A 25,722-nucleotide genomic window follows, 5' to 3' on the forward strand; every position below is an offset into this window, starting at 1 on the left:
GATAAACTATATGAGAAGTATTCATCAACTATTCATAAAAAAATGAAGTGATGAACAATAGGATGTACATGGCGAGTCCCAGCTTGGTATACTCCTCCAATTTTTCTTGAGATTCTGACTCTTGAAATATTGCTTGAAGGATTTCACTTAATAAAATAATAAATACTAATCCTGTTAACCACTCAGACATTATGCACCCCTCATTAGAAGTGAAAATTTAACTAAAATTACAACGAAGATCGCTGTGTAGAAAAAAGCAAAGGCAATGAGAAATGACAAGATACTAAGAACGAAAATCGATTTCCCGATATCATCCAAGAAATTAACTAAGTCTTCAGGCCCAAATGGTTCGATGATTGCAGCCACTAATCGATAACAGAATGCAACGCTTATCGTTTTTAGTGTCGGGATTAATACGACTAATAGAATTGTAAAAGCAATTCCTCCACCAGTTATTGATGTGATGGACGAAGAAAAACGAGTAAATGTACTCAGATTTTCAGAAAAAAATGAACCAAAGGGAACATTTTGCTGAATAATTTTTTTAATTGGCTCAGTAACTGCACTTGAAATATTCCAAGAGATAAATCCTTGAACTGAAATGAAAAAACTATAAATAACGACAACTGCTGAAACAATACTAAGTAGTGAAGTTCGAATAATGTCTGTAAACTTTGTAAATGATGTCGCTGGATGAAACCTACTAATAAAATCAAGAAGGATTGTGGTCATTAGTAAAGGAATAAGGATTCTCTCTGTTAGAACCACTGTAAATTGAATGAATACATACAAAGCGGGATTCCATATTGAAAATGCCATGGTTCCACTATTCATAAGTAATCCAGCAGCTAACACAGGATAGACACTCATGAATACAGTAATCATTTGTTTTGAATACTGTTGCATATCGTACATCGCATCTATTGCAGGGGTGAGTGTATATAGAACAGCTATGCAAAAAAGAGATAATCTTGTCCAGCGTTTTGCTTTTGGAAATAAAATATCAAGTATCATCGCAAAAATGATCGCTATTAACAGAACGATAAAGTACCTGGTTACACCAAAAATGTAGGCATACAAGGGTTCAAGCATGTACCGTCTCACCCCCTTAATACCTGGATTATTCAATCAACAGCCTTGTCAATGTAGTAAACATTTGTTGAATCAGTGGCAACCAGTAGGAGAGTATTAATAAATGACAACTAATAGAAATAATTGGGACGAACACTTCTAAATTCACATTTCGGCACCATTCTGACAAAGCTTCAGCTAAAAATGTTAGAAATACAGAAAATAATAAAACACGAGTAATAGGTAGCGTTTCTTTTGGTGCTTGTTCAAGTAAGGTTCGTATAATAGGAAAAAACATTTGAATTAATATATGAGAGAGTAAAATGAAAAAGAAAAAACTAAGAAATAAAGGTGTGTACTGTGGGAGGATTTGTTGAAGTAACAACAACAGGAAAATTATTACAATAATTACTAGGATAATTTGCATAGTCTACACCGAAATGGTGAGCCATTCGAAAAAAGTAGTGATTTCTTCAAAGAAATAACGTAGAAACCGCAGCATTTCGACGGTCATATATAGGTACCCAAAAACAAATAAAAAAAAGGTAAACTCTTTCTTTCCTGTTTGTTCAAAGAATAGGTGCAACAATGCAAGAATTACTCCAATCCCCGCAACCCGAATTATATCCATGAATTCCGACTTGTCCCCTCCTCAGTCTATTTATCGTATGCTCAAAAAGGAACAAACATGAAAAAAAAAGTTACCAAATGCAATTTGAATGCATTTAGTAACTTTAAATTTATATTCGAAGCGGTAGTATACGAGCACCATTTTAGATCAGGATAAAGCGGCACTTCCCGCTTTTATTATTACTGCGCTCTTGAAACGTAAGCAGCGTCTGTTGTGTTAATAATTAACTTGTCACCTTGGTTGATAAAGAATGGTACTTGTACAGAAAGCCCAGTTTCTAAAATGGCAGCTTTTGTACCGCCACTAGTAGTATCACCCTTAATACCAGGTTCAGTTTCTGTTACTTCTAAGACAACAGAGTTAGGCAATTCAACACCTAAAATTTCACCTTGATACTGCATGATATGAACTTCCATGTTTTCACGCAGGAATTTCAACTCATACTCGATTTGTTTTGATTCAAGTTCAATCTGCTCATATGATTCAGTATCCATGAAATTGTGTTGATCCCCGCTAGCATATAAATACTGCATTTTACGGTTATCAATTTGCGCTTTTTTCACTTTTTCTCCAGCGCGGAATGTTTTTTCATTCACTGCACCTGTACGAATGTTGCGCAGTTTAGAACGAACAAACGCTGCACCTTTACCTGGTTTAACATGTTGGAAATCTAGTACGCGCCAAATGCTACCATCTACTTCGATTGTTAAACCTGTTTTAAAATCATTAACTGAAATCATGTGTGTTCCCCCAAAAATTATAAGATAAGTAACTCTTTTGTAGAATGTGTTATTCTGTCAGTGCCTGTAGCTGTCACGACTGCATCATCTTCAATTCTTACACCACCGACACCTGGTAGATAAATACCCGGTTCAATTGTGATTACCATACCCTCTTCGAGAACGGTTTCCGAACGGAATGATAATCCTGGTCCTTCATGAACTTCTAATCCGATTCCATGACCTAAAGAATGACCGAATGCTTCTCCGTACCCTTTTGATTTAATGTAATCACGTGCCACAGCATCTGCTTCAATTCCAGTCATACCTGGTTTAATTTTTTCCAACGACAACATTTGTGAATCTAAGACAATTTGGTAGATTTCTTTTAAATGGTCACTAGGTTCCCCAACAGCAACAGTTCTTGTTACGTCAGATACATATCCATTATACAATGCACCAAAGTCTAATGTAACAAAATCACCTTTTTCTATAATTTTATCACTTGCGACACCGTGCGGGAGTGCCGAACGTAGGCCAGATGCAACGATTATATCAAATGAAGAAGATGTGGCTCCTTGTTTACGCATGAAGAACTCTAATTCATTTGAAACTTCTAATTCAGTTTTTCCAGGTGCGATAAACGTTATAATGTGATTAAAAGCCGCATCTGCAATATCTGCGGCAGCCTTAATAATCTTAATCTCTTCAGGTGTCTTAATCAAGCGTATTTTCTCTACAAGACCTGATACTGGTACAAGTTCAGTATTAACGGCCTTTTTATAGCTTTCATACATTGAATAGGTCATGTCATCTTTCTCAAAACCAACCTTTTTCACAGCCATTTTATCTAATTGAACAGTAACTTCTTCTACTAATGTTTTAGTATGTTTCACAATTTCAAATCCAGAAATTTGTTTTTCAGCCTGTTCTAAGTAACGGAAATCCGTAATAAAAATAGCTTGTTCTTTTGATATAATTGCAACTCCAGCTGTTCCGGTAAAATCAGTTATGTATCTGCGATTATAACCACTTGTTATAAGCAACGCATCAATCTCATTTTCCACTAATGCTTGACGTAATTTAGATAACTTCCCCATTTACGATTCCCCATTTCTTCTATGTAAAAATGTTTCCAGCGCTAACGTATAACCAAATGTTCCAAGACCAGAAATTTGTCCAACACAAGCGGCAGCTATAACAGATTTGTGCCGAAAACTTTCTCTACTATGGATATTAGAAATATGAACCTCAATAACCGGAATCGATATAGATAATATGGCATCACGTATCGCATAGCTAGTATGCGTATACGCTCCTGGATTAAAAATAATGCCGTCGATATTATCTTCTTCTGCAAGGTGTAACCAATCAATTAATACACCTTCATGATTGGATTGTTTACATTCGATCAGGACATTTAATGCTTGACCGCATGTAATAAGTGATTGATTCACATCTTCCAACGTTTCTGACCCATAAATTGCAGGTTCACGTTTTCCTAATCTATTTAAGTTTGGACCATTCAAACAAAGAATGTTCATCCTTTTCCCTCCTGTTGCATCACGTTCCCTTCCATTTTAGCATAACAAATGTTTGCAGCAACTACTTTCGTTTGTCCTCGTACACTTCACGGTCATAGTAATTAATTGTTTCTGCAAGCGCTCGACAAATTAATATAATGACCGTTAATATTGGTATTGAACTCCATTTAATGTGTGTGAAATTTTGATATATAGACCACTCTAGCAACAGCCAAGTAGCACCCCCTACGACAATAGATGTTACAACTGTTGGCATTTTTTTGACAAGTAGGAACAATCCCATCACAATATTGATTACCATAAAAACAACAAAAAGTGTAAGAAGCCACTTCACTGAAATATGCGTTTGAGAAAATATTTGTATCTTTGTCCAGTTTATTGGGTTCCAAGATATAAATTTAAATACATGTAGAAAACCTAATATACTTGTAAAAACTGCAGCATGTGCAGATGATATCCAAAAATAATGAGTACTTTTCAATCAAATCACAATCCTTTCTATATTCCATTTTTGACTGATATCACTCACTCTAATCATATTTTCTGTGATTTGAAAAAACTTTAGTAAAATGATTGAGCTATACAAAAATCAACATTTAGCAACCAGTGTATTATGTGATGTCCCAGTCTCTCGATATTCAGAATATTGATGTTTATGATTAACACCGGAAGAGCCTCCAGATAAAAAGGTTGGAGTAGCAATGACTTCAACAAATATATAGAAATAGAAACGCCGCCCATTGTATCAAGTAAGATACAATGGGCGGCGTTTTTTTATTATATTGATTCATTTGTGGCTATAGTCGTTTCAATACTTTGTTCTAAAGTCCACATTTAAGTTGTGCACCGCAACTTGTACATGTATTGCAGCCACCCATTTCTTCCACTGTCCCTTGTCTACATACCGGACATTTGTTTCCTGCTTCAGAACCAATTGTCACCGTTGTAGAGCGTAAAGCTTGGATGGTATCTACTAATACAATCGGACGATTTCCCATGATTTTCTCTTCATAATGATGTTCATCCATTACATTTTCTTCGGCTTTAAGTGTTAATACTTGTGCATCTCGACTTCCGTCAACATACACTGTTCCACCTTTTGCTCCACCACGATACAGTCGTTCGTATACACCTTGTACTTGTTCCACTGTATATCCACGAGGTGCATTTACTGTTTTAGAAATAGAACTATCAATCCAACGTTGAATAATACACTGCACATCAGCATGGGCTTCAGGTGCTAATTCCATCGATGCTTTAAACCACTCTGGCAAATTATTAGCATCTACATGTGGATTTGCTTCTAAGTATTCACGTACAATATCAGCTTTTACTTCAATGAATTTACCCAAACGACCACTACGATAATATGTGAATGAGAAATAAGGTTCTAACCCTGTTGATACTCCAACCATTGTGCCTGTTGATCCCGTTGGTGCGACAGTTAATAAGTGAGAGTTGCGAATTCCATTTTCAATAATCGATTCTCTAACATGAGGTACCATTTTTTTCATGAATCCTGTATTAATGAAAGCTTGGCGCAATCGATTTGTTTCTTCTTCCGTTTCACCTTGTAAGAACGGGAAGCTCCCACGTTCTTTTGCAAGCTCAGCAGAAGTTTCATACGCTGCTACAGCAATTGTTTCAAAAATTTGATCAACTAAAACATTACCTTCATCTGATCCATATTCTTTTTCACAATAAATTAGTAAGTCAGCTAGTCCCATAACACCAAGGCCAACACGACGTTCACCACGGGCTTGTACTTCGTTCTCTTCCAAGAAGTAAGGTGTTGCATCAATCACGTTATCTTGCATACGTACACCGACACGCACGGTTTCTTTTAGACCTTCAAAATCGACTGTTTTCGACTCTTTTTGAGCAAATTGTGCTAAATTGACAGCTGCCAAGTTGCATACTGAATATGGCGCTAAAGGTTGTTCTCCGCATGGATTCGTTGCTACCACTTGTTGTCCATATGCTTTTGCATTGGTCATTTCATTTGCATTATCAATAAAGAAAATCCCAGGTTCTGCTGAGTATGTTGCGCAAATGTTGATTAAATTCCATAAGTCTTTCGCTTTCATCGTACGATAAGTACGTACGCTATGACCTTGTTTTTCCCATTCACGAATGTCTCCAATTTCATGCCATTTCTCATTATAAACAGCCATTTCTTCAGAAGTGTAAGTTTCAACAGCAGGGAATCGAAGTGCATGATCGCCATCTAGTTCTACTTCTTTCATAAAGTCATCAGTTAGCGTAACTGAAATATTAGCACCAGTTAAAAACTCTGAATTGTTTACGCTGTAAGTACCACCATCTGTTAACTTTGTCTCTGCATCGCGGATAATTCCATCACTAAATCCACCTAGACCAGGTATTGCCTTGTAATTAACTATCCCTTGATACATCGCTTCTTCTTGCTGTGTTAAAGGTTTAAAGTTAAGTTTATCTTTCGCTAGTTCTTTGATGGTTTCATCCTCTGTATTCTCGATTAAAAAGCGAAGAATTCTAGGATTTTGCATTTTTGAAATAATAAATTCTGCAATATCAGGATGCCAATCAGCTAGCATGATCATTTGAGCACCACGTCGGCTGCCACCTTGTTCAACTAGATGAGTTAACTTCGCGATATCGTCTAACCATGATACAGAGCCAGATGATTTTCCGTTAACACCTTTTGCAAGCGTATTACGTGGACGTAGTGTTGATCCATTCGTTCCAACGCCACCACCACGACTCATGATTTCCATCACTTGTTTACGATGATCAGAAATCCCTTCACGCGAATCCGGCACAAACGGCATAACATAACAGTTGAAATAGGTTACATCGGTACCTGCTCCCGCTCCATAAAGAACTCGTCCAGCAGGTATAAATTTCAATGCTACCAATTGTTCATAAAACTTTTGGAACCATTCTTGTTTCTTTTCTTCAGTTGTTTCTACTGATGCTAATCCAGTTGCATTACGTTTTGCAATTTGTTCATAATAAACTTCCAGCGGTTTTTCAATTACATGTATTGAACGATTAACGATTCCCGATTGTTGTTCAGTTGGGTCATCAATGGCACTTCTGTAGTCCTCTTCAATTAACACTTTTGCCTTGTTTGTTGCACGGTCTATAGAGACAATATAGCCTAAGCCACGAGCTGGGAATTTAGGATCTTCTTTCACCGTTAATACGACGAAATCTCCTGCTTTCAACGTTTCCTTTGACATATCTTTAAACGAATAACGATCGAGCATTACTAACCGAGAAACACCTTTGTGCGTCAATGTCATGTCTGGTGTAATGGGGTGTACTTGAGTGAAAGATGCTATGTCCTGATTCAATGCATTAATGTTCAATTTACCAATCGTATCTTTAGAAATTAGTACCATAATTCATTCCTCCTATGTAAGGTAAAAAACACTATATATAGTGTGTATAATTAAATATATTACTACATATTGATATTTAAATCAATTGAAGCGCATGTATGGTCGAACATACATACGCAACGTCTATAGGCAAATAATCCTTATTTTATATTAAAAATAATACTTTATACCCTCTATTTTCGATAAGTCCAATCATCATTTGCATAACGCCTAGTCTCTAACGCTTTTACATATTCTAATTGGTCATTTGTCAGAGAATAAGGCTCAAGATTAACATTTAACCCCTCTGCAAATCCACTTTTAAATGCTTCTATACATTCTTCAATAGTTGCGGGAGTTTTGAGAATACGATTAATCGCAACTGCTTTTTCAGATATTCCCCTAAGAACACGAGCTTTCATCTCTTCAGATCTATAGTTAAATAAAGAGACGAGTTTGTCTTCATCCAAATCGAGTAAGATCGCTCCGTGCTGTAGGATAACACCTTTTTGTCGCGTTTGTGCACTGCCTGCTACTTTCTTACCTTCTACTACCAACTCATACCAAGATGGTGTATCAAAACAAACAGCACTTTTAGGATTTTTTAAATCACTTTTTTTCTCTTCTGTATCAGGCACTGAAAAATAGGCATCTAACCCAAGTTTTTGAAATCCAATTAATAATCCTTCGCTTAAAACGCGATATGCTTCGGTAACTGTCCTAGGCATATTTGGATAGTCTTCACTAACAATCACACTATATGTTAACTCATGTTCATGCAAAACTCCTCGACCACCAGTTGGACGACGAACAAAACCTAAGTTATGCTTTTTAACTTCTTCCATATTAATTTCTTTAGCCACATTTTGGAAGTATCCAATAGATAATGTGGCAGGATTCCATCTGTAGAAACGTATAACTGGTGGGAGGAGTCCTTCACTATGCCAGTCTAGTAACGCTTCATCTAACGCCATATTAAAGGATGGACGACAAGCACCAGAATTAATAAAATACCAAATCGGTTTAGACATGTATTTTCCTCCTCGCAATGCTATTTATATTAACAAAATGATTGTTCTGTGGCTACTGTTTATTTTTTAGACTTTGAAAATGGAAGCATTCGCTTTTTTCTTCTGCTTCTGAAATTCTCTTCTGTATAGGGCAACAACATCAAGGTCCGATAATTTTTTATCATACCACTTCGTTATCGATCGATTTACCGTGCCAATCGTACTATGATGGATGTATTTTAGTAGCATATTTTTAAAATCGCTAAACTTACTAGCAATTTTAATGGTTTCTTTTATCAATTACACTAAAAAGGAACATACGATCCTTTTTTGACCATTTATATTTAGGTAAAAGCAATTCATTTCCTCTTAAAAAAGTGGGTTTTCTATCTATAAACTTGTATAATAAGAACATAGAGAGAGAAAGGGGAAATAAGTTGTGGAGTATTTATATATTATTGCTGCCGGTTTATTTGGGTTAGTGATCTATTTTTTAATTTCATCACTCCGATTAAAAAAAGCCGTGTCAGTTTTATCGCAAGAACAGTTTATTGAAGGATACCGAAAAGCACAACTTGTAGACGTTCGTGAACCAAAAGAATTTGACGGAGGCCACATTCTAGGTTCTCGTAACATTCCTTCATCACAAATGCGTCAACGTTTTAAAGAGATTCGTCCAGACAAGCCCGTCTATTTATATTGCCAAAATAGCGCAAGAAGTGCACGTACAGCTTTGTTTTTAAAGAAAAAAGGATGCACACAGATTTATCAATTAAAAGGCGGTTTCCGCCAATGGACTGGTAAAATAAAAACAAAATAAGTATATTAAGGTTCTTCCATTTGGAGGAACCTTTTTTTCTTCTAAAAAGTAATGCTAGGAAAGTACGATTAATTTAAGTGTAAGCTAAGGAGATTCAATACAACTTCTCCTTGGAAACCCTAATCTTTTAAGGTGAAAAAATAAAGGGCGAGTCCTATACTTATTCACTTTTCTAGGTTATTGTGCAGTATGTCTGCCGTCCAAAACGACCAGGAAATCTTTGTCGAACAATATGACAAAAAGTTTATACTTTCTTCTCTATAAAGAAAAACCGGCAAGTGCACCCGGTCCTTTAAAAAAGTACAGATGATTTAAGTATCAGTTTAAAGAATAAGACAGCCTTCTATTTAGATCTAGCGATTTCCGTTGCAGGCGGACGCTTTCCGTGGGCACGGCCTCAGCCGCTTCACTCGCTCCGCTCGCTGCAGGGTCTTCGGCTCGCGCTTTTCCCACCGGAGTCGCCGCCTTCCACTTCAATCATTCTCCTAATTATAAATCAACAGTGATGACAATATGTTATAAAAATAAATATAAAAAGTCGTCTTGTTAGCTGAATGTACCAACTCCTAAATTTAGATAGGATTACTAAACAAGTTTATATTACTTAACAAACATCACTTCCACTGAAATTCAAGAGGAGACTTGTGAGCTTTAAAAAAGAGAATCACCTCTTTACATTTATCTGTTTAGCGTGAGTCTCGCCTTGGAAATTCATGTTAGTTTCCATATACTAAAAACACTATGAACACGGGGTTCATGACACTCTATAGTTCTATTTTTAGTGACAATTATTTGAAATCGTGAGCGATACAAAGCTAGCAGAAATACTTCTTCTACACTATTTCTAAAAAGAGAAATACTAGCTCAAAGTACCAGAATTTCAGTGTTCATGATGCAAAACACTGCATTTTTCCATTATTTAAAGTACAGTGACTTTCTGGCCTTAAAAAGTATATATTCTGTTCTTTTTAAGTTATCTTTTCATTTGTGATCAATTCGAAAACATTACTTGATTGAAGCGGAAGGCGACGAAAAAACATGTGCTCCTGCGGTTACTCGTCGCAAAGATATTGGACGAATGACAGTTCGTCCAATATCTTTCCTACGGGTTTAGCGGGACAGGCGAGACCCCGCAGTGGAGCGCCAAGTGGAACAAAGGCTAAGAACGTCACATCATGTGACAACGCCTTTGTGACCAACATCGTGTTGGCCTGAGGAGGCTCGTCGCCCGCCCAGTGGAAAGCGTCCGCCTGGAGCGCAAATCAGCGATATCATACTAGAACCTACTCCTTAAAATACCAGGAATACTGGATTCATGGCTCACTAAATTTATATACTTTCTTGTATTGTAAAAAAGGGTCCTCCCGCTCTCGCGGAAAGACCCTTTTTTTATATTTCTTTATATTTTTTTATAACGTAAAACTGGTGTACGTGCAGCTTTGGTCTCGTCCAAACGTTTAATTACCGTTGTATGAGGTGCCTGTTGGACGATTTCTGGCGTCTCTTCTACTTCTTTAGCTATTTGTATCATAGCATCGATAAACGCGTCTAATGTTTCTTTAGACTCTGTCTCCGTTGGTTCAATCATCATCGCTTCTTCCACATTTAATGGGAAGTAAATTGTAGGTGGGTGATAGCCGAAGTCAAGAAGACGTTTTGCCATATCTAATGTACGCACGCCTAGTTTCTTTTGACGACGACCACTTAAAACAAATTCATGCTTACAATGACGATCATAAGGCAAGTCAAAGTGCGGTTGTAAACGACGCATCATATAATTTGCATTAAGTACTGCATATTCAGTGATGGCTTTCAAACCATCTGGACCCATTGAACGAATATACGTGTACGCTCGGACGTTAATACCAAAGTTTCCATAAAAAGGTTTAACTCGTCCGATTGATTGAGGACGGTTGTAATCAAAGTGATATCCTTCTTCTGTCTTCACTAAAACAGGTTTTGGTAAGAATGGAATCAAGTCTTTCTTTACGCCTACTGGACCAGAACCTGGACCACCGCCACCATGTGGACCTGTGAAGGTTTTATGCAAGTTTAAGTGTACACAGTCAAAGCCCATATCTCCTGGACGTGCTTTAGACATTACAGCATTTAAGTTAGCTCCATCATAATACAATTTACCACCAACACCATGAATAATTGAAGCCATTTCTAAAATGTTTTCTTCAAATAAGCCTAGTGTGTTTGGGTTTGTTAACATTAATGCTGCCGTATCATCACCTACAACACGTTTTAAATCCTCTAAGTCGACTAATCCATTCTCATCAGACTTAACTGTTATCGTATCGAATCCCGCAACAGTTGCAGATGCAGGGTTCGTACCGTGTGCAGAGTCAGGGACAATAACTTTAGTACGTTGTGTGTCGCCATTTGCTAAATGGAATGCGCGAATCATCATAAGTGCAGTCCATTCACCGTGTGCTCCAGCAGCAGGTTGTAGTGTTAAATCGTCCATACCTGTAATTTCAATTAAATGTTCTTGCAAATCGTACATTAATTCCAATGCACCTTGAACCGTATCTTCATCTTGAAGAGGATGAATGTCTGCAAATCCAGGGAAACGTGCAACGGATTCATTGATTTTTGGATTGTATTTCATCGTACATGATCCAAGTGGATAGAATCCTGAATCGACACCATGGTTACGTTTTGATAATGCCGTATAATGTCTCATAATGTCTAGCTCAGATACTTCAGGAAGTTCTGCAGGTTCTTCGCGAAGCAAACCTTCAGGTAATAAAGATGATAAATCTACTTCCGGAATATCAAGTTCTGGCAAGCTATAGCCAATACGGCCTGGTTTTGTTATTTCAAAAATTAGTGGTTGATTTTCTTTATGCACGGAAAGACCCCATTTCTTGCACAAGCGCATCGATTTCTTCTTTTGTTCGTTGTTCAGTAACTGCGATTAACGCATGTCCTTCTAACTTTTCATCAACTTTACCCAAGTCATATCCACCGATTATTCCTACTTTAAATAATTCTTTGTTTAGTGCAGATACAGACCCCTTAACATTTACAACGATTTCATTGAAATGTGCACCTTGGTACACAACTTCAAATCCTGCTGCTTCAAACGTTTTTTTAGCATAGTTGGTTTTTAAAATATTTTGTGCAGCGATTTCTTGAGCACCTTTTTTACCAAGAGCTGTCATAGCAACAGAAGCAGCAAGTGCGTTTAACGCTTGGTTTGAACAGATGTTCGAAGTCGCTTTATCACGACGAATATGTTGTTCACGTGCTTGTAGTGTTAATACATAGCCACGACGCCCAACTTCATCAGTAGTTTCACCTACTAGACGACCAGGTACTTTACGCATTAATTTTTTAGTTACTGCGAAGTATCCACAGTGTGGTCCTCCGAATGATTCTGGAATACCGAAGGGTTGAGCATCCCCAACTACAATATCTGCCCCTAGTTTTCCTGGTGAAGTTAAGATACCAAGTGCAAGTGGGTTTGAAGAAACAACTAATAAAGCTTTTGCTTCATGTGTCATACCTTCCATTTTGCGAATGTCTTCTATTTGACCGTAGAAATTTGGATATTGAACTAAAACAGCGGCTGTATCTTCATCAATCATATTGTTTAGAGCATCGATATCCGTTATTCCGTCTTTAGTCGGCACTTGAACTACTTCAATCGATTGACCTAATGCATACATACGTACGACATCTTGAGATTCAGGGTTAACTGCACCAGATATAAGAAGTTTTTTACGTTTAGTATGTCCAGCAGCAAGCGTTCCCGCTTCAGCTAATGCAGTACCACCGTCATACATCGAAGAGTTCGCTAAATCCATTCCTGTTAATTCACAAATCATTGTTTGGAATTCAAAGATAGCTTGCAATTCACCTTGAGAAATTTCTGGCTGGTAAGGTGTGTAAGCCGTATAAAACTCCGAACGAGAAATGACATGATCTACGATAATTGGCTTGTAGTGATCATATACACCAGCACCTAAGAATGAAGCATAAGCTTTACTATCTGCATTTTTCGCAGCCATTTGAGACAACTCTTTTAGTAAAGAGGACTCTGATTTAGCCGGTTTAATATTATATTGTCCTTGAAAGCGTACTTTCTCAGGTATATCAGAAAACAGTTCATCTATAGAAGAAACACCAATGGTTTCTAACATTTCCTTTTGATCTTGTTCTGTCATTGGTAAATAACGATGTTTCATTGGGTCATGACCTCTTTCCAACAATTATTTTTGACGTTTATAAAACGGTGTTGCAACGGTAACAGCTTTTAAACGCTTCCCGCGAATCTCTACTTCAACTTCAGTTCCAAGCTCACTGAATTTACTTTGAATTAAACCTAAACCAATGTTCTTCTTAAGCGTTGGTGACTGCGTGCCTGTAGTAACTTCACCAATTTTTTGATCATCTTTAAAAATTGTATAGCCATGTCTAGGTATTCCTTTATCAATCATTTCAAGGCCCACTAACTTGCGTGGAATTCCCGCTTCTTTTTGTGCAACAAGCGCTTTTTGACCATTAAAGTCATCTACTTTTTTCAATTTGACAGCAAAACCGATACCCGCTTCAAGTGGAGAGATATCTTTTGAAAGTTCTTGGCCATAAAGGGCTAAGCATGACTCAAAACGAAGTGTGTCACGTGAACCAAGACCACATGGTAGAACTCCATCTTTTTCGCCTTCTTGTAAAATCAAATCCCATAATGCGACAATTGAAGCCGGATCTCCGTAAATTTCAAATCCATCTTCGCCTGTATAACCCGTTCGAGAAACTAATGCATCATAGTCGCCAACTTTTACATTTGTTTTAAATTTAAAGAAGCCAATTTCAGATAAATTTTCTTTTGTCAGTCTCTGTAAAACTGTTTCTGCTAAAGGACCTTGCAAAGCAAGTTGACCATATGAATTTGAGACATTAGTTATAATAGTGTCATCAAACACAAAATTTTCCATCCATTCAAAATCTTTTTCTATATTTGAGGCATTTACGACTAGTAAATAATCATCTTGTTCAATTTTATAAACAAGTAAATCATCAACCGTGCCACCATCTTCATAACACATCGCATTATATTGGGCTTGTCCATTTTTTAACTTAGACACATCATTTGTCAATAATTTTTGCAGGTATACAAGGCTATCTTTACCACGAACTGTAATTTCACCCATATGTGATACATCAAACAATCCAGCTTTTGTTCTAACGGCTTCATGCTCTACTTTAATACTTGAAAATTGGACAGGTAATTCCCATCCACCAAAGTCAATTGTTTTACCTCCGTATGTTTTATACGAATCAAATAAAGGTGTACGTTTTAAATTTTCTGACAATTTAATTTCCTCCTCTTTTCATAACGGGCAAAAATTGTCCTTTCAGGCATATATGCTTTAATAAATAAGGCTGACCTAATCGACAATTAAATATACTTTTCTTCACTTTAAATAATAGAGAATTAAGATATTTAATCGCTACACAAAAAAGGACAGAGAATTCCCTATAACTGGGAATTCTCTGTCCTGGTACCTGAAAGTTTACCTGAAATCGGCTTTCCTCTTTGGTAGCTATATGAAATCATAGCGTTCTCCAGAGATGCGTCCTATACGAGTCTTTTTTACCTGAGAGATTCGTAGCTTCTACTTGCTCCTTCGGTGACGCGACTTGCGCGTTCTCTCCCCGTATACTCATCCGCCCAAAACATGTGTTTTGGTATATAAAGAAATCAATGTACTAAAGCGCTTATCGCTTTTTTATATCCTAACATTGATTGGATGTAAGCACAATCTTTTTTGCGTTTATGACCGAAAGGCGAACGCTTTTAATTAAATTTCATTTATTGTTCGACTTTAAGCGATTTACTTGAAATGCAGCGTATTCAGTTATTTGTCTCAATGAGCGACCTTGAGTTCTTATTGTAATGTGTGTTGCAGCTTTATAAAATCTTTTTCTAGTTGTATACAACGCTTCTAAGTCTTCCCGAGTAGAAGCCTGCACAATCGGTCTGTTGACATCTCGATGAATACGTTTCCAAATATCTGCGAATGTAGCATCTAAAAACAACACTAAACCTGTTTGCCGCATAACTTTAGTATTGCTAGGATTAACTGCCACTCCACCCCCTGTCGACACAATACACCATTCATCTCGAAGCGTTTTAAGAAATTCATGTTCTTGTTGACGAAAGAACGCTTCTCCGTATTTCGCAAAAATTTCTGGGATACTCATCCCTATCTTTTTTACGATTTCTTGGTCCATATCGTAATAAGGAATTTTAAGCAAAAAACTTAAACGTCTACCGATTGCACTTTTTCCTGATCCCATAAAGCCAATTAAGTAAATTTTTTTCATACTTCTACCCCACTCACTTACTACAAATCGTCATAAAACGACTACTATCGCTAATTTTCCATTTTTTTAATAGTAGCAGATATATAACGACTTTCCAACATCTCATATATATTCATCTGAGAAATGTAGGAGGTAACGAAGTAAAGTAGTACACTAGACACAATAAACAATAAGACAATAGCTACAGGAAGTAAGAAACCATTTTCATTGTGAGGATACAAATACTTCATACGTACGTTCCTCTTTTCGCCCGCTTGCAAACTCTACACGGATGACTACTTGATTTTCTATAACTTGCATATCGCATGATTTAACACCGATTAACATGGGTTCATGTCCTAGACGATTTTTTTGTTTACGAATGAGCAATGGATAACATTCAATATCATACTCAAACCCATCTTTTATATATCGAATTCCAGAATGATTAATTTGCTCTTGCATCAAAGAAACTGAAGACACGTAACTTTCCATATCCACTGAAAACATTTCCCAATCAACGGTTTCGGAATAAAAGAAATGCTTTTCTACTTGTTTAAACCAAACTGAATAAAACAAAATAAGTTGAGAAAACAACAGCAATACAGTTAATTGAAGAATGGAGTCAATTAAGGTATACCCTCTATTTGTTAATAAGTGTCGCATGATTCGTAACTCACCTCAAAAATCACATAGTTCACACATAGAATTGGACTACTCCACTCCCAGACGTAACCCACATCATCTAAGATGACTACCCCAGATATATCCCCATTTTTTATAGCTGTTGCCGCTTGATTTTTTGTAATGGCCACATGTAATGCCTCTCTCTTTTCTGCTAACTGCAGTTTCATAAGGTTAGTAAAAGGCATTAATGTCCCAAATATCAAAAATAAAATGCTGACAGTTAAGATTGTTTCAACAAACGAAAATCCTTGATTATTGTTCAAGCATCAAACGTCCTTTCCCGATATAAACACGGACAATTTTTAACCCTCCAGGTGTACTAAAAACTAGCGTTCCAAACTTTTCAATATTTCCATTCGCATGAAAGGCAACTTCAGTAATCGTGCTACCTTGTGACAAACTATATCCTTTAGGCAACCCCCGTTCAAAAAGAGGATCATATAGTGATCTTCTCGCTATGTACCGAGTCCCACCAGAATCAAAAATCAATTTGAAATATCTTTCTTCTACCAATGCTTTCGATTGTATGTGAGCTACATCAAGTTTTAGTTGATTATAAAACAAATCAAATGTGTGTTTTTCAACATAACGATTATTCATAAATAAAGCACTTGAGCTGATGACCATAACGATCATCAATACAAGTAGTAATTCAAGCAAGGAATATCCTTTATGATTGAGGTACGACAACAAGTTCTGTTACAAGTCCCGTATTTGAATCAATTTGGATTACTTTCCCATTTGGACATGTTGTTTCGCCATCATTGAGGTAGTCATTAGACACTAATTGCTCAATTGTGGGCACCTTTTTTTCATCGATTCGGTAAGATTCAACTTGTCCTTGAACCATTTTTATATAAGCTTCGCATCCTTTTTTATCAATCGTCGCTGAGTGTTTCGTAACATTTGGAATAGCAATTAATATTAAAACCGATATGATTAACAAAACAATCATCATTTCAATTAAAGTGAATCCCTTTTGGCATGTAATTTTTTTCATTTCTTTTCCCCCTTTTAGATAAAGTCGATCATTCCATAGACTGGCAATAGTATGGATAAATAAGCAGCTAGAATACAAATAGCTAATACCCCAAATAAAACAGGTTGGACAAATGATAACCACCTTGTTAAAGATGCTTCAGTTTGTTCATTTAATAAATCACTATAGATTAATAACTCCCGGTCTAAGTGACCACTCGCTTCTCCATGTGAAATATACGTAGGAAAGTCATTAATAAAACAGTCAGATAACTGTACAGCTTGCTTTAAGGATTCCCCCACTAATACTGAACTGTAAATATCCTCTGAAATAACTTGTAAGTAGGGTTGGAATTTTTGCCGTTTAAGTACATTTAAAGCATGCTGTAAAGATAATCCACTCGCTAATAACGTCCCTAATTCTTGTGAAAAACTCTTTGTCCACATTAATTTCATCCATTTTGAAAAAACTGGCATCTTCTTCAAGATGTTAACTTGATGCGCTACCGGATATCTTTTAATTTTCCATTGAAAAGCTAAAGCTATTAAAAATAATAAAATACAAAAACTTAATAAAGCATCAGGTAAATGAAGCATCGCACTCGTCAAGTTCATTGTAGTAGGAGAACTTGTTGCTTGTCGTGAAGATGCAAGTAATTCCATATTAGGTAGAAAATATATTCTGAATGCAACAAACAATCCAGCTAACATGCTAAATAAAAATATGGGATACATCACAACTTTTTTCAGACTCGCTTTTGCTCGATCGACCATTGCAATATGTGTTTGGAGTACAAGTAAAGCTTGATGTAATTTCCCATGTTCCTCTGCCATTTGAATTGATAATAAATAACTTGTCGGAATTCCTAAAGCCATTAACACCGAGGTTACTCCATCTCCGTTTTTCAATTGAGAGGACAGTTTTTTTTGCGCCTCTTCACTCGATTTCACATGATGAGGCAACAACATGATAAGAGATGCATAAAATGTGTATCCTTCTTGTAATAAAGAAGAAAGTCTTTTCAAAAACTGAGCTTGCTTTTTCTTTGGAATTTGGCGATCCTTTATCTCAATATGTGATTGGAGGTACTTGAATAACACCCATCTCAACCCCTCTTTTAAACTGAGCATTAAGTGTAAATTCTTGAGGCATTCTAAAAGTCCTACCAGCTTTGATTTCTTCTATCGCTTGTTCAAGTGTGTTCCCATATAAAATTTCATACAAAGATGAACGATTTGGAATAACTCGATCATCTTCCCTATCATAAGACGTAATAACCAGTTGTTGACTAGTTATCCCTAATAATGCTTGCTGCAAATCGTCAATCGGTATTCCCAAATCCATTAATCGATATAAACACCCTACTGGATTTTTCGCATGTACGGTGGTAATGACTAAATGACCTGTTAGAGATGCTTGAACAGCCGCTCGAGCTGTTTCTACGTCACGAATTTCTCCAATCATAATGACATCTGGAGAATGTCGTAATATCGCTTTTAATCCTGAAGCATATGAAATGCCAGAGCGCTCATTTACTTGAATTTGAAGTAAATGAGATTGGCTATTTTCTACTGGATCTTCTAAAGAAATTACATGCCTACTTAGTTGATGTGCACTGTAACTAGTTAACGAATACATGGTGGTTGTTTTTCCACAACCAGTTGGACCTGTAATACATATAAGTCCTTGACGAGCCATCATTAGCTCATGTAGTACTTGCGCCGTTTCTTTAAACAGAGAAAGTTCGTGCAAAGGCTTAGAATCATCATGTAATTGGACTCTAATTACCAAACTTTCTTTATTTTGAACAGATGGCAACGTTGAAACACGAAATGAACATATTTGAGAATTGAAGGTTTGTTGAAATGAACCACTTTGAGGTTTTCGTTTTTCACTGATATCGAGAGAGGATAAAAACTTGAAGTATGAAATCATGCGATCCCCTATATCCAGGTGAAGCTTTCCTGCAGGGACAAGTTTTGTGTGTAACCGAAAATATATCGTGTATAGGCCTATAGTTGGAATTAAATGAATATCTGAAGCACGAGCTAGAACTGCCCGATTTATCAACTCTTCACTTTTCTGTTCAATGATATTCAATAATTCACTCATAAATTTTACCATTCACCCTAAACAGGTAAGGACCGCTCTTCACCCGTCACGTATACTATAGCCGCTGATTGTTTATTAGGGAATACTTTTCGTCAAAATTAAAATTTCCTACCTTTTTAGGTAGGAAATTTTAATTTTGCTCACTAAACTGCGGGGAATAATTTTCTTTTGCGGCAAAAAGTACCTAGATGTTCTGGTTGGTACCCCACCACTAATTGTTTTCCATCAGTTAAAATAGGTCTTCTTAATAACTTTGGGTTTTTTACAATTAATTCGACTACTTGAGATAATGGTAAATCTTCAATATCTAAATTTAATTCTTTAAATGATTGACTACGCGTTGCTAAGATTTCGTCTAAACCTTCTGTTGTTAAAGATAATAAAAAAATAAGTTCTTCTACCGTTGGTGTTTGACGAAATAAATGTCTTTCTTCAAAATCAATTTGATTTGCCATTAACCATTTTTTCGTTTTTCGGCAAGATGTACAAGATGGATACGTATAAAACATGAGTTCAGTCAATTTAACCCCTCCAAATTAAGTTTTTCGTTATACGTATTGTACAACATTTGTATAATGTTTGTCACCTATTATTTATTATTAATTTATAGTCTTTTTAGTAGATAACCTTGCATAAACTTATAAGATTAAGGTTATTTTTGAAAAGATTTGATAACTTCCACGGTATTGTCACATTCTTAAGACATTCTAGAGTTTACATCTAGGAATAAAATCCTTTATAATGGGGGAGAGATAAATGTATAGTTGTAAAAGGAGGGGTCTACTCATGAACAATATGTATAAAGTGATGGGTTTCTGGACAGGAATTTTCGCAGTTATGTTATATTTAGGTGATATGTATACGGCATCATTATTATTATTAGCAAACACAGGCTTATTCATTCTTTTAGGTTTCTTAAACCTTTCAGAACGCATGTACATCTATATCTTTGGTGCGTATTTAACAGTATTCTTTGCTGGATTCAGTTACTATACGACATTCATTCATGTCCCTGGTACTCACTAAGAACCGTTTAGGAGATCTTGGACTAACAAAGTGGAGCATGCTATTTTGTGTTGACAATGAAGTTGTAAAACAGATGTGTGGACGTGTCTCCGGATTTAGAAATTATTAACGAATACAAAAAAGACAGTCAATTAAATTGACTGTCTTTTTTGTATTTTATTAAAAACCGTTTAGAAATGGATTTTGATTCATTTCTTCTTGTGGAGTCGTTGGGTTCCCATGACCTGGATAACAAATAGTGTTCTCAGGCAATGTGAGCAGCTTGTTATGAATGGATTGAATTAACTCTTTATCATTACCATGAGGCAAGTCTGTTCTACCTATGCTACCTTGGAACAGGGTATCTCCGACAATAGCAAATCCATCCTCTTCAAACCAGTAGGTGATACTCCCTGGCGAGTGACCAGGTGTATAAAACATATAACATGAAAATGGGCCGATTTCTAACTGTCCTTCTCCGTCAATCAAAACGTCTGCAGGTTTACATTCAACTAATGGAAGTTCTCTAAAACGGGCTGAACCATTTTTAGTTGAATCAGCTAACCAACTTTTTTCCGCTTGATGAATATAAACTGGAATTTTATAGAATTCTCTTACAACATCAACAGCACCAATATGGTCAAAATGAGCATGCGTTAATAGTATTGCCAATGGCTTCAACTGCAATCTTCGAATTTCTTTTAATAATGTTTCTCCTTGTTCACCTGGGTCGATTATCAAACATTGTTTTTCTTTATTGGATATCACATAACAATTCGTTTGTAATGGCCCTAGTGGAAACGTTCGTATATTTAGCATGTGCTTCACCTCTAGTTAATTGTAGCAGAAAGTGTTTAAACATATATCCTCGTTCATACATTAGACACTTATTAATCCTCGACAAAACCTTTATTAAAACTTATAATAAGTAAGAAAACTTTATTCGAAAGTCATTTTTTGATGTCAAAAGGAGTGTCTATAATGAACTTATTAATGGTTATTTTTGGCCTTGTTGCAATTTTTGCTGCAGTTGGTACTTATCAAGCATTTAAAGAAAAAAATCTTTTGAGTTTAGTCTTTAATTTTGGTACTTTTGCGGTTTTTGGATTTTTCACAGTAATGACGGTCTTGAACCAAGGCTATCCACCTAGTTTACACTAATATATAAAAAAGCTGGCGTTTACTTTAAACGTCAGCTTTTTTATATATTTCACTCTTTTTTGCACAGTAATTTAAATAAGACTTCACTTAGTACCGCCTAGCGGTCAGAATATATAAGCCACTTGACTCAATTACGACGCATCCACTTTCTTCTCCAATGATGGAATGGACATAAAGGAGGGGCATCTAGATTAGTGGATATATTTATGTTTAAATTCATATCCTCTTCACAAGAAGTAATTCATATGTTTTTCAAGAAAGAAAAAAACCACCAAAAATGGTACACATTTTTGGTGGTTTTTAAAAGAGTTATTTACCCTCAGTTGTTTCATCAATTAAAAGATTTCCTGTTTTTTGATCATAAAAACGAAGTAAATCTCCATTAATGATTTCATCAGAATATCCCAGTTCTTCTGCTGCACGTTCAATATAAGGTGCACATGCCTCTGCTTCTGTTTCTTCGCCTGTTTCTTTGTCATAACAGATATCTCCCGCATAAACCACTTCATCAGTAACAAAACGACCATCGCGGAATACGATAAACTCTTCATGATCTTTAGAGAAGACATCAGCACCTAGTTGCATATCTTTACTTGTTTCAACACCAAGTAAATGTAGTAATGTTGGACGGATATCAATCTGTCCAACTACATCTTCCACTACTTCACCTTGATTAGAACCTGGAATATGGATAAACATTGGAACACGTTGTAATTGCGCACTTTCAAACGGCGTAACTTCTTTCCCTAAATATTGCCCCATTGCTTCATTATGATTTTCAGAAATACCATAATGGTCACCGTACATCATAATAATTGAGTTTTCGTATAATCCTTTTTCTTTTAAGTCATCGAATAAAGCCTTAACTGCTTCATCCGTATAACGAACGGTTTGGAAATAACGATTCAATGTACCAGAATTGGAATCAAACTCAGGGATAAGTTTATCTTCTTCATCCAAATGAAATGGAAAGTGATTTGTTAATGTCAGTAATCGAGAATAAAAGGGTTGAGGCATTTCTGCCATGTGTTCAACAGATTGTTCCATGAATGGAATATCTTTCATTCCCCAATTAACTGCTTGGCCTTCTGCGATATCATAACTTTCGACATCATAGAATTCCTCCACATTTAGTGCATTATACATCATATCTCGGTTCCAAAAACTCTTGTTGTTAGCATGCATAACATTTGTAAAATAACCTTTTTCTCCTAATCTTTCAGCCATTGAATTATACGTATTCCCACTATGTGTAAAGAATACAGCACTATTACCTAAAGGGTATAATCCATTTTCAACTAAAAACTCGGAGTCAGACGTTTTTCCCAGTCCAGTTTGATGATAAAAGTTCGGGAAGTAAAAAGTATCTTTATCCTTTGATAGTTCATTCAAGAATGGCGTGACCACTTCACCATTCATTTCCTCGTTAACTGCAAATGTTTGTAATGACTCTAAGGTAACAATAATTAAGTTTTTGCCTTCAGCAGTCCCAAACATCTCATCATTTGGTTTTGCTTGATTTGAACGAACATAGTTATTTACTTCGACTAACTCACTACCATCCGCTAACGCACGTTTTGCGTGAGACTTTGATTGAATATAAATATCGTACACATGGTAATTGTAAGTTCCGATATTTTTCACTAACAATTCACGATCAAAGCTTCGTGTTAAAAGTTGTGGACGTTCAGTTTCTGCAAGTCCTAAATTTAAGAATAGGATTGCAGCAGCTAACACAAAATAAGCACGACGAATGGCTGGTTTGACAATTACCGCTTCTTTCGCATTTGGCAACCATTTCATCGCTACAAATAACAAGATAACGTCAATGAAGTACAATACATCTGTAAAATAGATGCTCTCTGCTGCAGATGCGCCTAAATCTCCGAAGTTACTCGTTTGAAATAATACTGGCAGAGTAATAAAGTCACTAAAGAAGCGATAAAATGCAACGTTTGCGTACAAAATAAATGCTAAAATTGAACTTGTTATTAACAAATATCGATTTCTACCTTTAACTGATTTAAAGAATAGAGAAATACCATAAATTACGAGCAAAAAGCTTAATGGGTTTATAAACAATATCACTTGTTGCATGAAATTTTCAATTTTCATATCAAAACTAATGTGGTATATCACGTATGTTTTAATCCAGGTAAGTAAAATGGCTACAGCCAAAATCGAATGTTTAAGGTATCTTTTATTCTTCATTCCTTATATCCTCCTATTAACTTTCGTATTTCTAATTTTTATCCGTAAAAAGTAGCCGTACAATCCCTATTTATAAAATAGGATCAAACGATACCCGTCTAATTAAATATTTGTTACTTGTATATCAATAAAGCAATATTACATACCTTATTGAAACAAGGTTCATATTATTCCAAAATAGAAAAGAAACATTAATCAATCTTAATCTTTCTTTTACAATAAAGCAACTTCACATTAACAATGCACATGTATAATATTATATACGTCTCAAATTCTTAAATACCCTTTATAAGACGAATAAAACCTTTGAAAGTTTCATCTTTTTATAAATTAAGTAGAAAAAGATAATTCTCACACAAAAAAAACAACTGGAACCTGCTTATGGTCCCAATTGTTTCATATTTTAATTTTCTATTACATGTTTCCATCATCTTTGATAAAAATCCGTTTGTCGGATTGATATACAAATAAACTACATTTTCGAACACTCAATACGTGTTGCCTCAGTTAAAATATATTCTACAGGAAGATCATATCGTTCAACAGGAACTTCTTCAACAACTTGACTATTAAATGCAAGAGCAATAGTTGTCCCATCATAGCCACTTAAGAAACGGTCATAATAGCCTCCACCAAACCCAATCCGGTATCCCTTCTTATTAAAAACTACACCTGGTACGATTAGCACGCCTATTTGTGATGCTTCGACCTTTTTGGTGATATTAGGAATCGGCTCGTTTAGTTTCATATAAACAACTTCAAGTTGATCAAAGGATTCGATTTCATAAAATGTCATACCTCGCGTTAATGGTTCACATTTAGGGACTGCTACTCTTTTTCCTCTTTTCCAAAGTTCTTCAATTAGTCCCCAAGTATCAACTTCTGGGAAAGACGATAAAGTAATACCGATGACCTGTGCTTTTTTTATACTTTCTTCTACTAATATTTTCTTATGTATTTTATGTGAATTTTGTTGATGTTCAAGTAAATCAAGATTATTTAATACTTGTAAGGTGATTTTTCGTAATGTAGACTTTTCCAATTAGATTCCTCCATGAAAAAAACCAAAACCTAAGAAGGTTTTGGTTAAATGGTTTTATTTTGTTTCACGGTGTGTAGTCATTTTCTTTTCACGTGAGCAATATTTTTTCATTTCAAGACGTTCCGGATTGTTACGCTTGTTTTTCTTTGAAATATAGTTGCGCTCGCCGCAATCTGTGCAAGCAAGTGTGATGTTAACGCGCATCATTATCCCTCCACTCTAATCAGGATTCATTTTAATTTTTTTTGAGCATGATTTATACGACTAACCCATTATAGCACAGCTCATTGAAATATCTACTATTATGTTGTAAATATTTATAGACACAGAAAGAGAAAGACAAAAGGTATCTTTCTCTAGTGAATTTAATTATTTAATTCGTAATGACGTCCTTTTACCATATAAATTAATTCTTCCGCAATATTTGTTGCATGATCGGCCGATCGTTCTAAGTAACGACAAACGAAAGCCAATTGTGTCACTTGACTTAATGATTTTGGGTTATCAGAGCCCTCTTTTAATAGTTGGTGTATTGTTTGCCCATATAAGTTATCTACTTGGTCATCAAGTTCTGCAACTTTACGTGCTTCTTCAATATTTTCTTCAATAAATGCTTTCATTACCTCATTAAGCATGGTGATCGTAATTGCTCGCATTTTTTCAATGTTATTAATTGGTGATGCAAATTCAGTTTTTCCCATACGAATAGTTTCTTTTGCAATGTTCACTGCGTAGTCACCTACTCGTTCCATATCATGCGCTGCCTTAATATAAACGATTAAACGACGTAAGTCTGTAGCAACAGGTTGTTGTTTCGCTATTAATAAAATCACACGATCGTTTATTTCTTCTTCTAAACGATTTATATACACGTCATTTTCAATAATTGATAATGCATCATCAACTTCATAACTAATCAAAGCATTAAAAGATTTATTCAGTGTAGAAATTGCTAGACTACTAAGTGCTATAAACTGATCTTGAACCTCTTTAAGCTCTTGTTCAAATTTTTCTCTAACTACCATAATTATTTACCCCCTTCTT

The 25,722-nt window shown here is 35.8% G+C and carries 30 protein-coding genes and 1 riboswitch; of the genes, 3 read left to right on the forward strand and 27 right to left on the reverse strand.

From position 1 onward, the window contains the following. Positions 1-28 precede the first annotated feature (28 nt). The 10 genes from C406_RS20705 to C406_RS0107995 all read right to left on the reverse strand — a co-directional run bounded on the left by C406_RS20705 (position 29) and on the right by C406_RS0107995 (position 8,361). Positions 29-190, reverse strand: coding sequence for a hypothetical protein (locus C406_RS20705; RefSeq protein WP_017380072.1), 162 nt, complete (start codon positions 188-190; stop codon positions 29-31). Beyond that, positions 190-1,092 (reverse strand): stage III sporulation protein AE, encoded by a 903-nt coding sequence (locus C406_RS0107955; RefSeq protein WP_017380073.1) that lies wholly within the window; start codon positions 1,090-1,092, stop codon positions 190-192. The genes C406_RS20705 and C406_RS0107955 overlap by 1 nt, the downstream gene beginning before the upstream one ends. Before the next feature lie 28 nt (positions 1,093-1,120). Then, on the reverse strand, positions 1,121-1,369 hold the full coding sequence (locus tag C406_RS0107960; protein ID WP_237740528.1) for a hypothetical protein: 249 nt from the start codon (positions 1,367-1,369) through the stop codon (positions 1,121-1,123). Positions 1,370-1,501: 132 nt separating this feature from the next. Continuing rightward, positions 1,502-1,702: a SpoIIIAC/SpoIIIAD family protein gene (locus tag C406_RS0107965; RefSeq protein WP_017380075.1), complete on the reverse strand. Its 201-nt coding sequence runs from the start codon at positions 1,700-1,702 to the stop codon at positions 1,502-1,504. 179 nt (positions 1,703-1,881) lie between these two features. Then, positions 1,882-2,442, reverse strand: coding sequence for an elongation factor P (efp, locus tag C406_RS0107970; RefSeq protein ID WP_017380076.1), 561 nt, complete (start codon positions 2,440-2,442; stop codon positions 1,882-1,884). A 17-nt stretch (positions 2,443-2,459) separates the two neighbouring features. Next, positions 2,460-3,521 carry a M24 family metallopeptidase gene (locus tag C406_RS0107975; RefSeq protein WP_017380077.1) on the reverse strand — a complete coding sequence of 354 codons (1,062 nt, stop codon included), beginning with the start codon at positions 3,519-3,521 and terminating at the stop codon, positions 2,460-2,462. After that, positions 3,522-3,965, reverse strand: coding sequence for a type II 3-dehydroquinate dehydratase (gene aroQ / locus C406_RS0107980; protein WP_017380078.1), 444 nt, complete (start codon positions 3,963-3,965; stop codon positions 3,522-3,524). A gap of 61 nt (positions 3,966-4,026) precedes the next feature. Then, complete coding sequence (locus C406_RS21000) at positions 4,027-4,266, reverse strand: hypothetical protein (RefSeq protein ID WP_237740529.1); 240 nt, start codon at positions 4,264-4,266, stop codon at positions 4,027-4,029. Positions 4,267-4,786: 520 nt separating this feature from the next. Beyond that, positions 4,787-7,351, reverse strand: coding sequence for a vitamin B12-dependent ribonucleotide reductase (locus tag C406_RS0107990; protein ID WP_017380080.1), 2,565 nt, complete (start codon positions 7,349-7,351; stop codon positions 4,787-4,789). Positions 7,352-7,524: 173 nt separating this feature from the next. Continuing rightward, the gene (locus C406_RS0107995) at positions 7,525-8,361 is read right to left on the reverse strand and encodes a lipoate--protein ligase family protein (protein WP_017380081.1); all 837 of its coding nucleotides are present in this window, start codon (positions 8,359-8,361) and stop codon (positions 7,525-7,527) included. Positions 8,362-8,779: 418 nt separating this feature from the next. On the opposite strand from C406_RS0107995, the gene C406_RS0108000 reads away from it, so the two are divergent. Further along, on the forward strand, positions 8,780-9,160 hold the full coding sequence (locus C406_RS0108000; protein ID WP_017380082.1) for a rhodanese-like domain-containing protein: 381 nt from the start codon (positions 8,780-8,782) through the stop codon (positions 9,158-9,160). A gap of 1,399 nt (positions 9,161-10,559) precedes the next feature. On the opposite strand, the gene gcvPB is transcribed toward C406_RS0108000, so the two are convergent. From gcvPB to C406_RS0108065, 12 genes are all read right to left on the reverse strand, one after another. After that, positions 10,560-12,050 carry an aminomethyl-transferring glycine dehydrogenase subunit GcvPB gene (gcvPB, locus tag C406_RS0108010; RefSeq protein WP_443146800.1) on the reverse strand — a complete coding sequence of 497 codons (1,491 nt, stop codon included), beginning with the start codon at positions 12,048-12,050 and terminating at the stop codon, positions 10,560-10,562. After that, positions 12,013-13,359, reverse strand: coding sequence for an aminomethyl-transferring glycine dehydrogenase subunit GcvPA (gcvPA, locus tag C406_RS0108015; RefSeq protein WP_017380085.1), 1,347 nt, complete (start codon positions 13,357-13,359; stop codon positions 12,013-12,015). Before gcvPA ends, gcvPB begins: the two co-directional genes overlap by 38 nt. A gap of 24 nt (positions 13,360-13,383) precedes the next feature. Beyond that, positions 13,384-14,487: a glycine cleavage system aminomethyltransferase GcvT gene (gene gcvT, locus C406_RS0108020; RefSeq protein ID WP_017380086.1), complete on the reverse strand. Its 1,104-nt coding sequence runs from the start codon at positions 14,485-14,487 to the stop codon at positions 13,384-13,386. Between the two features lie 262 nt (positions 14,488-14,749). Continuing rightward, positions 14,750-14,842, reverse strand: a riboswitch (glycine riboswitch). Positions 14,843-14,983: 141 nt separating this feature from the next. Continuing rightward, positions 14,984-15,502, reverse strand: a complete 519-nt coding sequence (locus C406_RS0108025) for a shikimate kinase (protein WP_017380087.1) — start codon at positions 15,500-15,502, stop codon at positions 14,984-14,986. A gap of 50 nt (positions 15,503-15,552) precedes the next feature. Further along, positions 15,553-15,732, reverse strand: coding sequence for a hypothetical protein (locus C406_RS21005; RefSeq protein WP_017380088.1), 180 nt, complete (start codon positions 15,730-15,732; stop codon positions 15,553-15,555). Next, the gene (gene comGF, locus C406_RS0108035; protein WP_017380089.1) at positions 15,707-16,147 is read right to left on the reverse strand and encodes a competence type IV pilus minor pilin ComGF; all 441 of its coding nucleotides are present in this window, start codon (positions 16,145-16,147) and stop codon (positions 15,707-15,709) included. Before comGF ends, C406_RS21005 begins: the two co-directional genes overlap by 26 nt. Beyond that, positions 16,132-16,431, reverse strand: coding sequence for a hypothetical protein (locus C406_RS0108040; protein WP_017380090.1), 300 nt, complete (start codon positions 16,429-16,431; stop codon positions 16,132-16,134). The genes comGF and C406_RS0108040 overlap by 16 nt, the downstream gene beginning before the upstream one ends. Then, positions 16,421-16,828, reverse strand: coding sequence for a hypothetical protein (locus tag C406_RS0108045; RefSeq protein ID WP_017380091.1), 408 nt, complete (start codon positions 16,826-16,828; stop codon positions 16,421-16,423). Before C406_RS0108045 ends, C406_RS0108040 begins: the two co-directional genes overlap by 11 nt. Positions 16,829-16,838: 10 nt before the next feature. Next, positions 16,839-17,168, reverse strand: coding sequence for a competence type IV pilus major pilin ComGC (gene comGC, locus C406_RS0108050; RefSeq protein ID WP_017380092.1), 330 nt, complete (start codon positions 17,166-17,168; stop codon positions 16,839-16,841). Between the two features lie 14 nt (positions 17,169-17,182). Beyond that, positions 17,183-18,247 (reverse strand): competence type IV pilus assembly protein ComGB, encoded by a 1,065-nt coding sequence (gene comGB, locus C406_RS0108055; RefSeq protein ID WP_017380093.1) that lies wholly within the window; start codon positions 18,245-18,247, stop codon positions 17,183-17,185. After that, entirely contained in the window at positions 18,216-19,271 is a 1,056-nt protein-coding gene (gene comGA, locus C406_RS0108060) for a competence type IV pilus ATPase ComGA (protein WP_026045642.1), read from the reverse strand. The genes comGB and comGA overlap by 32 nt, the downstream gene beginning before the upstream one ends. A gap of 131 nt (positions 19,272-19,402) precedes the next feature. After that, positions 19,403-19,780, reverse strand: coding sequence for a Spx/MgsR family RNA polymerase-binding regulatory protein (locus tag C406_RS0108065; protein ID WP_017380095.1), 378 nt, complete (start codon positions 19,778-19,780; stop codon positions 19,403-19,405). Positions 19,781-20,045: 265 nt separating this feature from the next. Here C406_RS0108065 and C406_RS0108070 point away from each other — a divergent pair, with 265 nt between their 5' ends. Beyond that, entirely contained in the window at positions 20,046-20,285 is a 240-nt protein-coding gene (locus tag C406_RS0108070) for a DUF2626 domain-containing protein (protein WP_017380096.1), read from the forward strand. 159 nt (positions 20,286-20,444) lie between these two features. Here the strand turns inward: C406_RS0108070 and C406_RS0108075 are convergent, their stop codons facing one another. Further along, the gene (locus tag C406_RS0108075) at positions 20,445-21,083 is read right to left on the reverse strand and encodes an MBL fold metallo-hydrolase (protein WP_017380097.1); all 639 of its coding nucleotides are present in this window, start codon (positions 21,081-21,083) and stop codon (positions 20,445-20,447) included. Positions 21,084-21,245: 162 nt separating this feature from the next. Here C406_RS0108075 and C406_RS0108080 point away from each other — a divergent pair, with 162 nt between their 5' ends. Further along, a complete protein-coding gene (locus tag C406_RS0108080; protein WP_017380098.1) occupies positions 21,246-21,425 on the forward strand; it encodes a DUF2759 domain-containing protein in 180 nt (59 codons plus the stop codon). Between the two features lie 309 nt (positions 21,426-21,734). Here C406_RS0108080 and C406_RS0108085 read toward each other — a convergent pair whose 3' ends face one another. The 4 genes from C406_RS0108085 to phoU all read right to left on the reverse strand — a co-directional run bounded on the left by C406_RS0108085 (position 21,735) and on the right by phoU (position 25,703). Then, the gene (locus C406_RS0108085; RefSeq protein WP_017380099.1) at positions 21,735-23,636 is read right to left on the reverse strand and encodes an LTA synthase family protein; all 1,902 of its coding nucleotides are present in this window, start codon (positions 23,634-23,636) and stop codon (positions 21,735-21,737) included. A 472-nt stretch (positions 23,637-24,108) separates the two neighbouring features. After that, positions 24,109-24,678, reverse strand: a complete 570-nt coding sequence (locus C406_RS0108090) for a 5-formyltetrahydrofolate cyclo-ligase (RefSeq protein ID WP_017380100.1) — start codon at positions 24,676-24,678, stop codon at positions 24,109-24,111. A gap of 54 nt (positions 24,679-24,732) precedes the next feature. Further along, positions 24,733-24,882: a 50S ribosomal protein L33 gene (gene rpmG / locus C406_RS0108095; protein WP_017380101.1), complete on the reverse strand. Its 150-nt coding sequence runs from the start codon at positions 24,880-24,882 to the stop codon at positions 24,733-24,735. Positions 24,883-25,043: 161 nt separating this feature from the next. Further along, on the reverse strand, positions 25,044-25,703 hold the full coding sequence (gene phoU / locus C406_RS0108100; protein WP_017380102.1) for a phosphate signaling complex protein PhoU: 660 nt from the start codon (positions 25,701-25,703) through the stop codon (positions 25,044-25,046). Positions 25,704-25,722 lie beyond the last annotated feature (19 nt).

This window comes from Paenisporosarcina sp. TG-14, assembly GCF_000297555.1.
Taxonomy (GTDB): domain Bacteria; phylum Bacillota; class Bacilli; order Bacillales_A; family Planococcaceae; genus Paenisporosarcina; species Paenisporosarcina antarctica.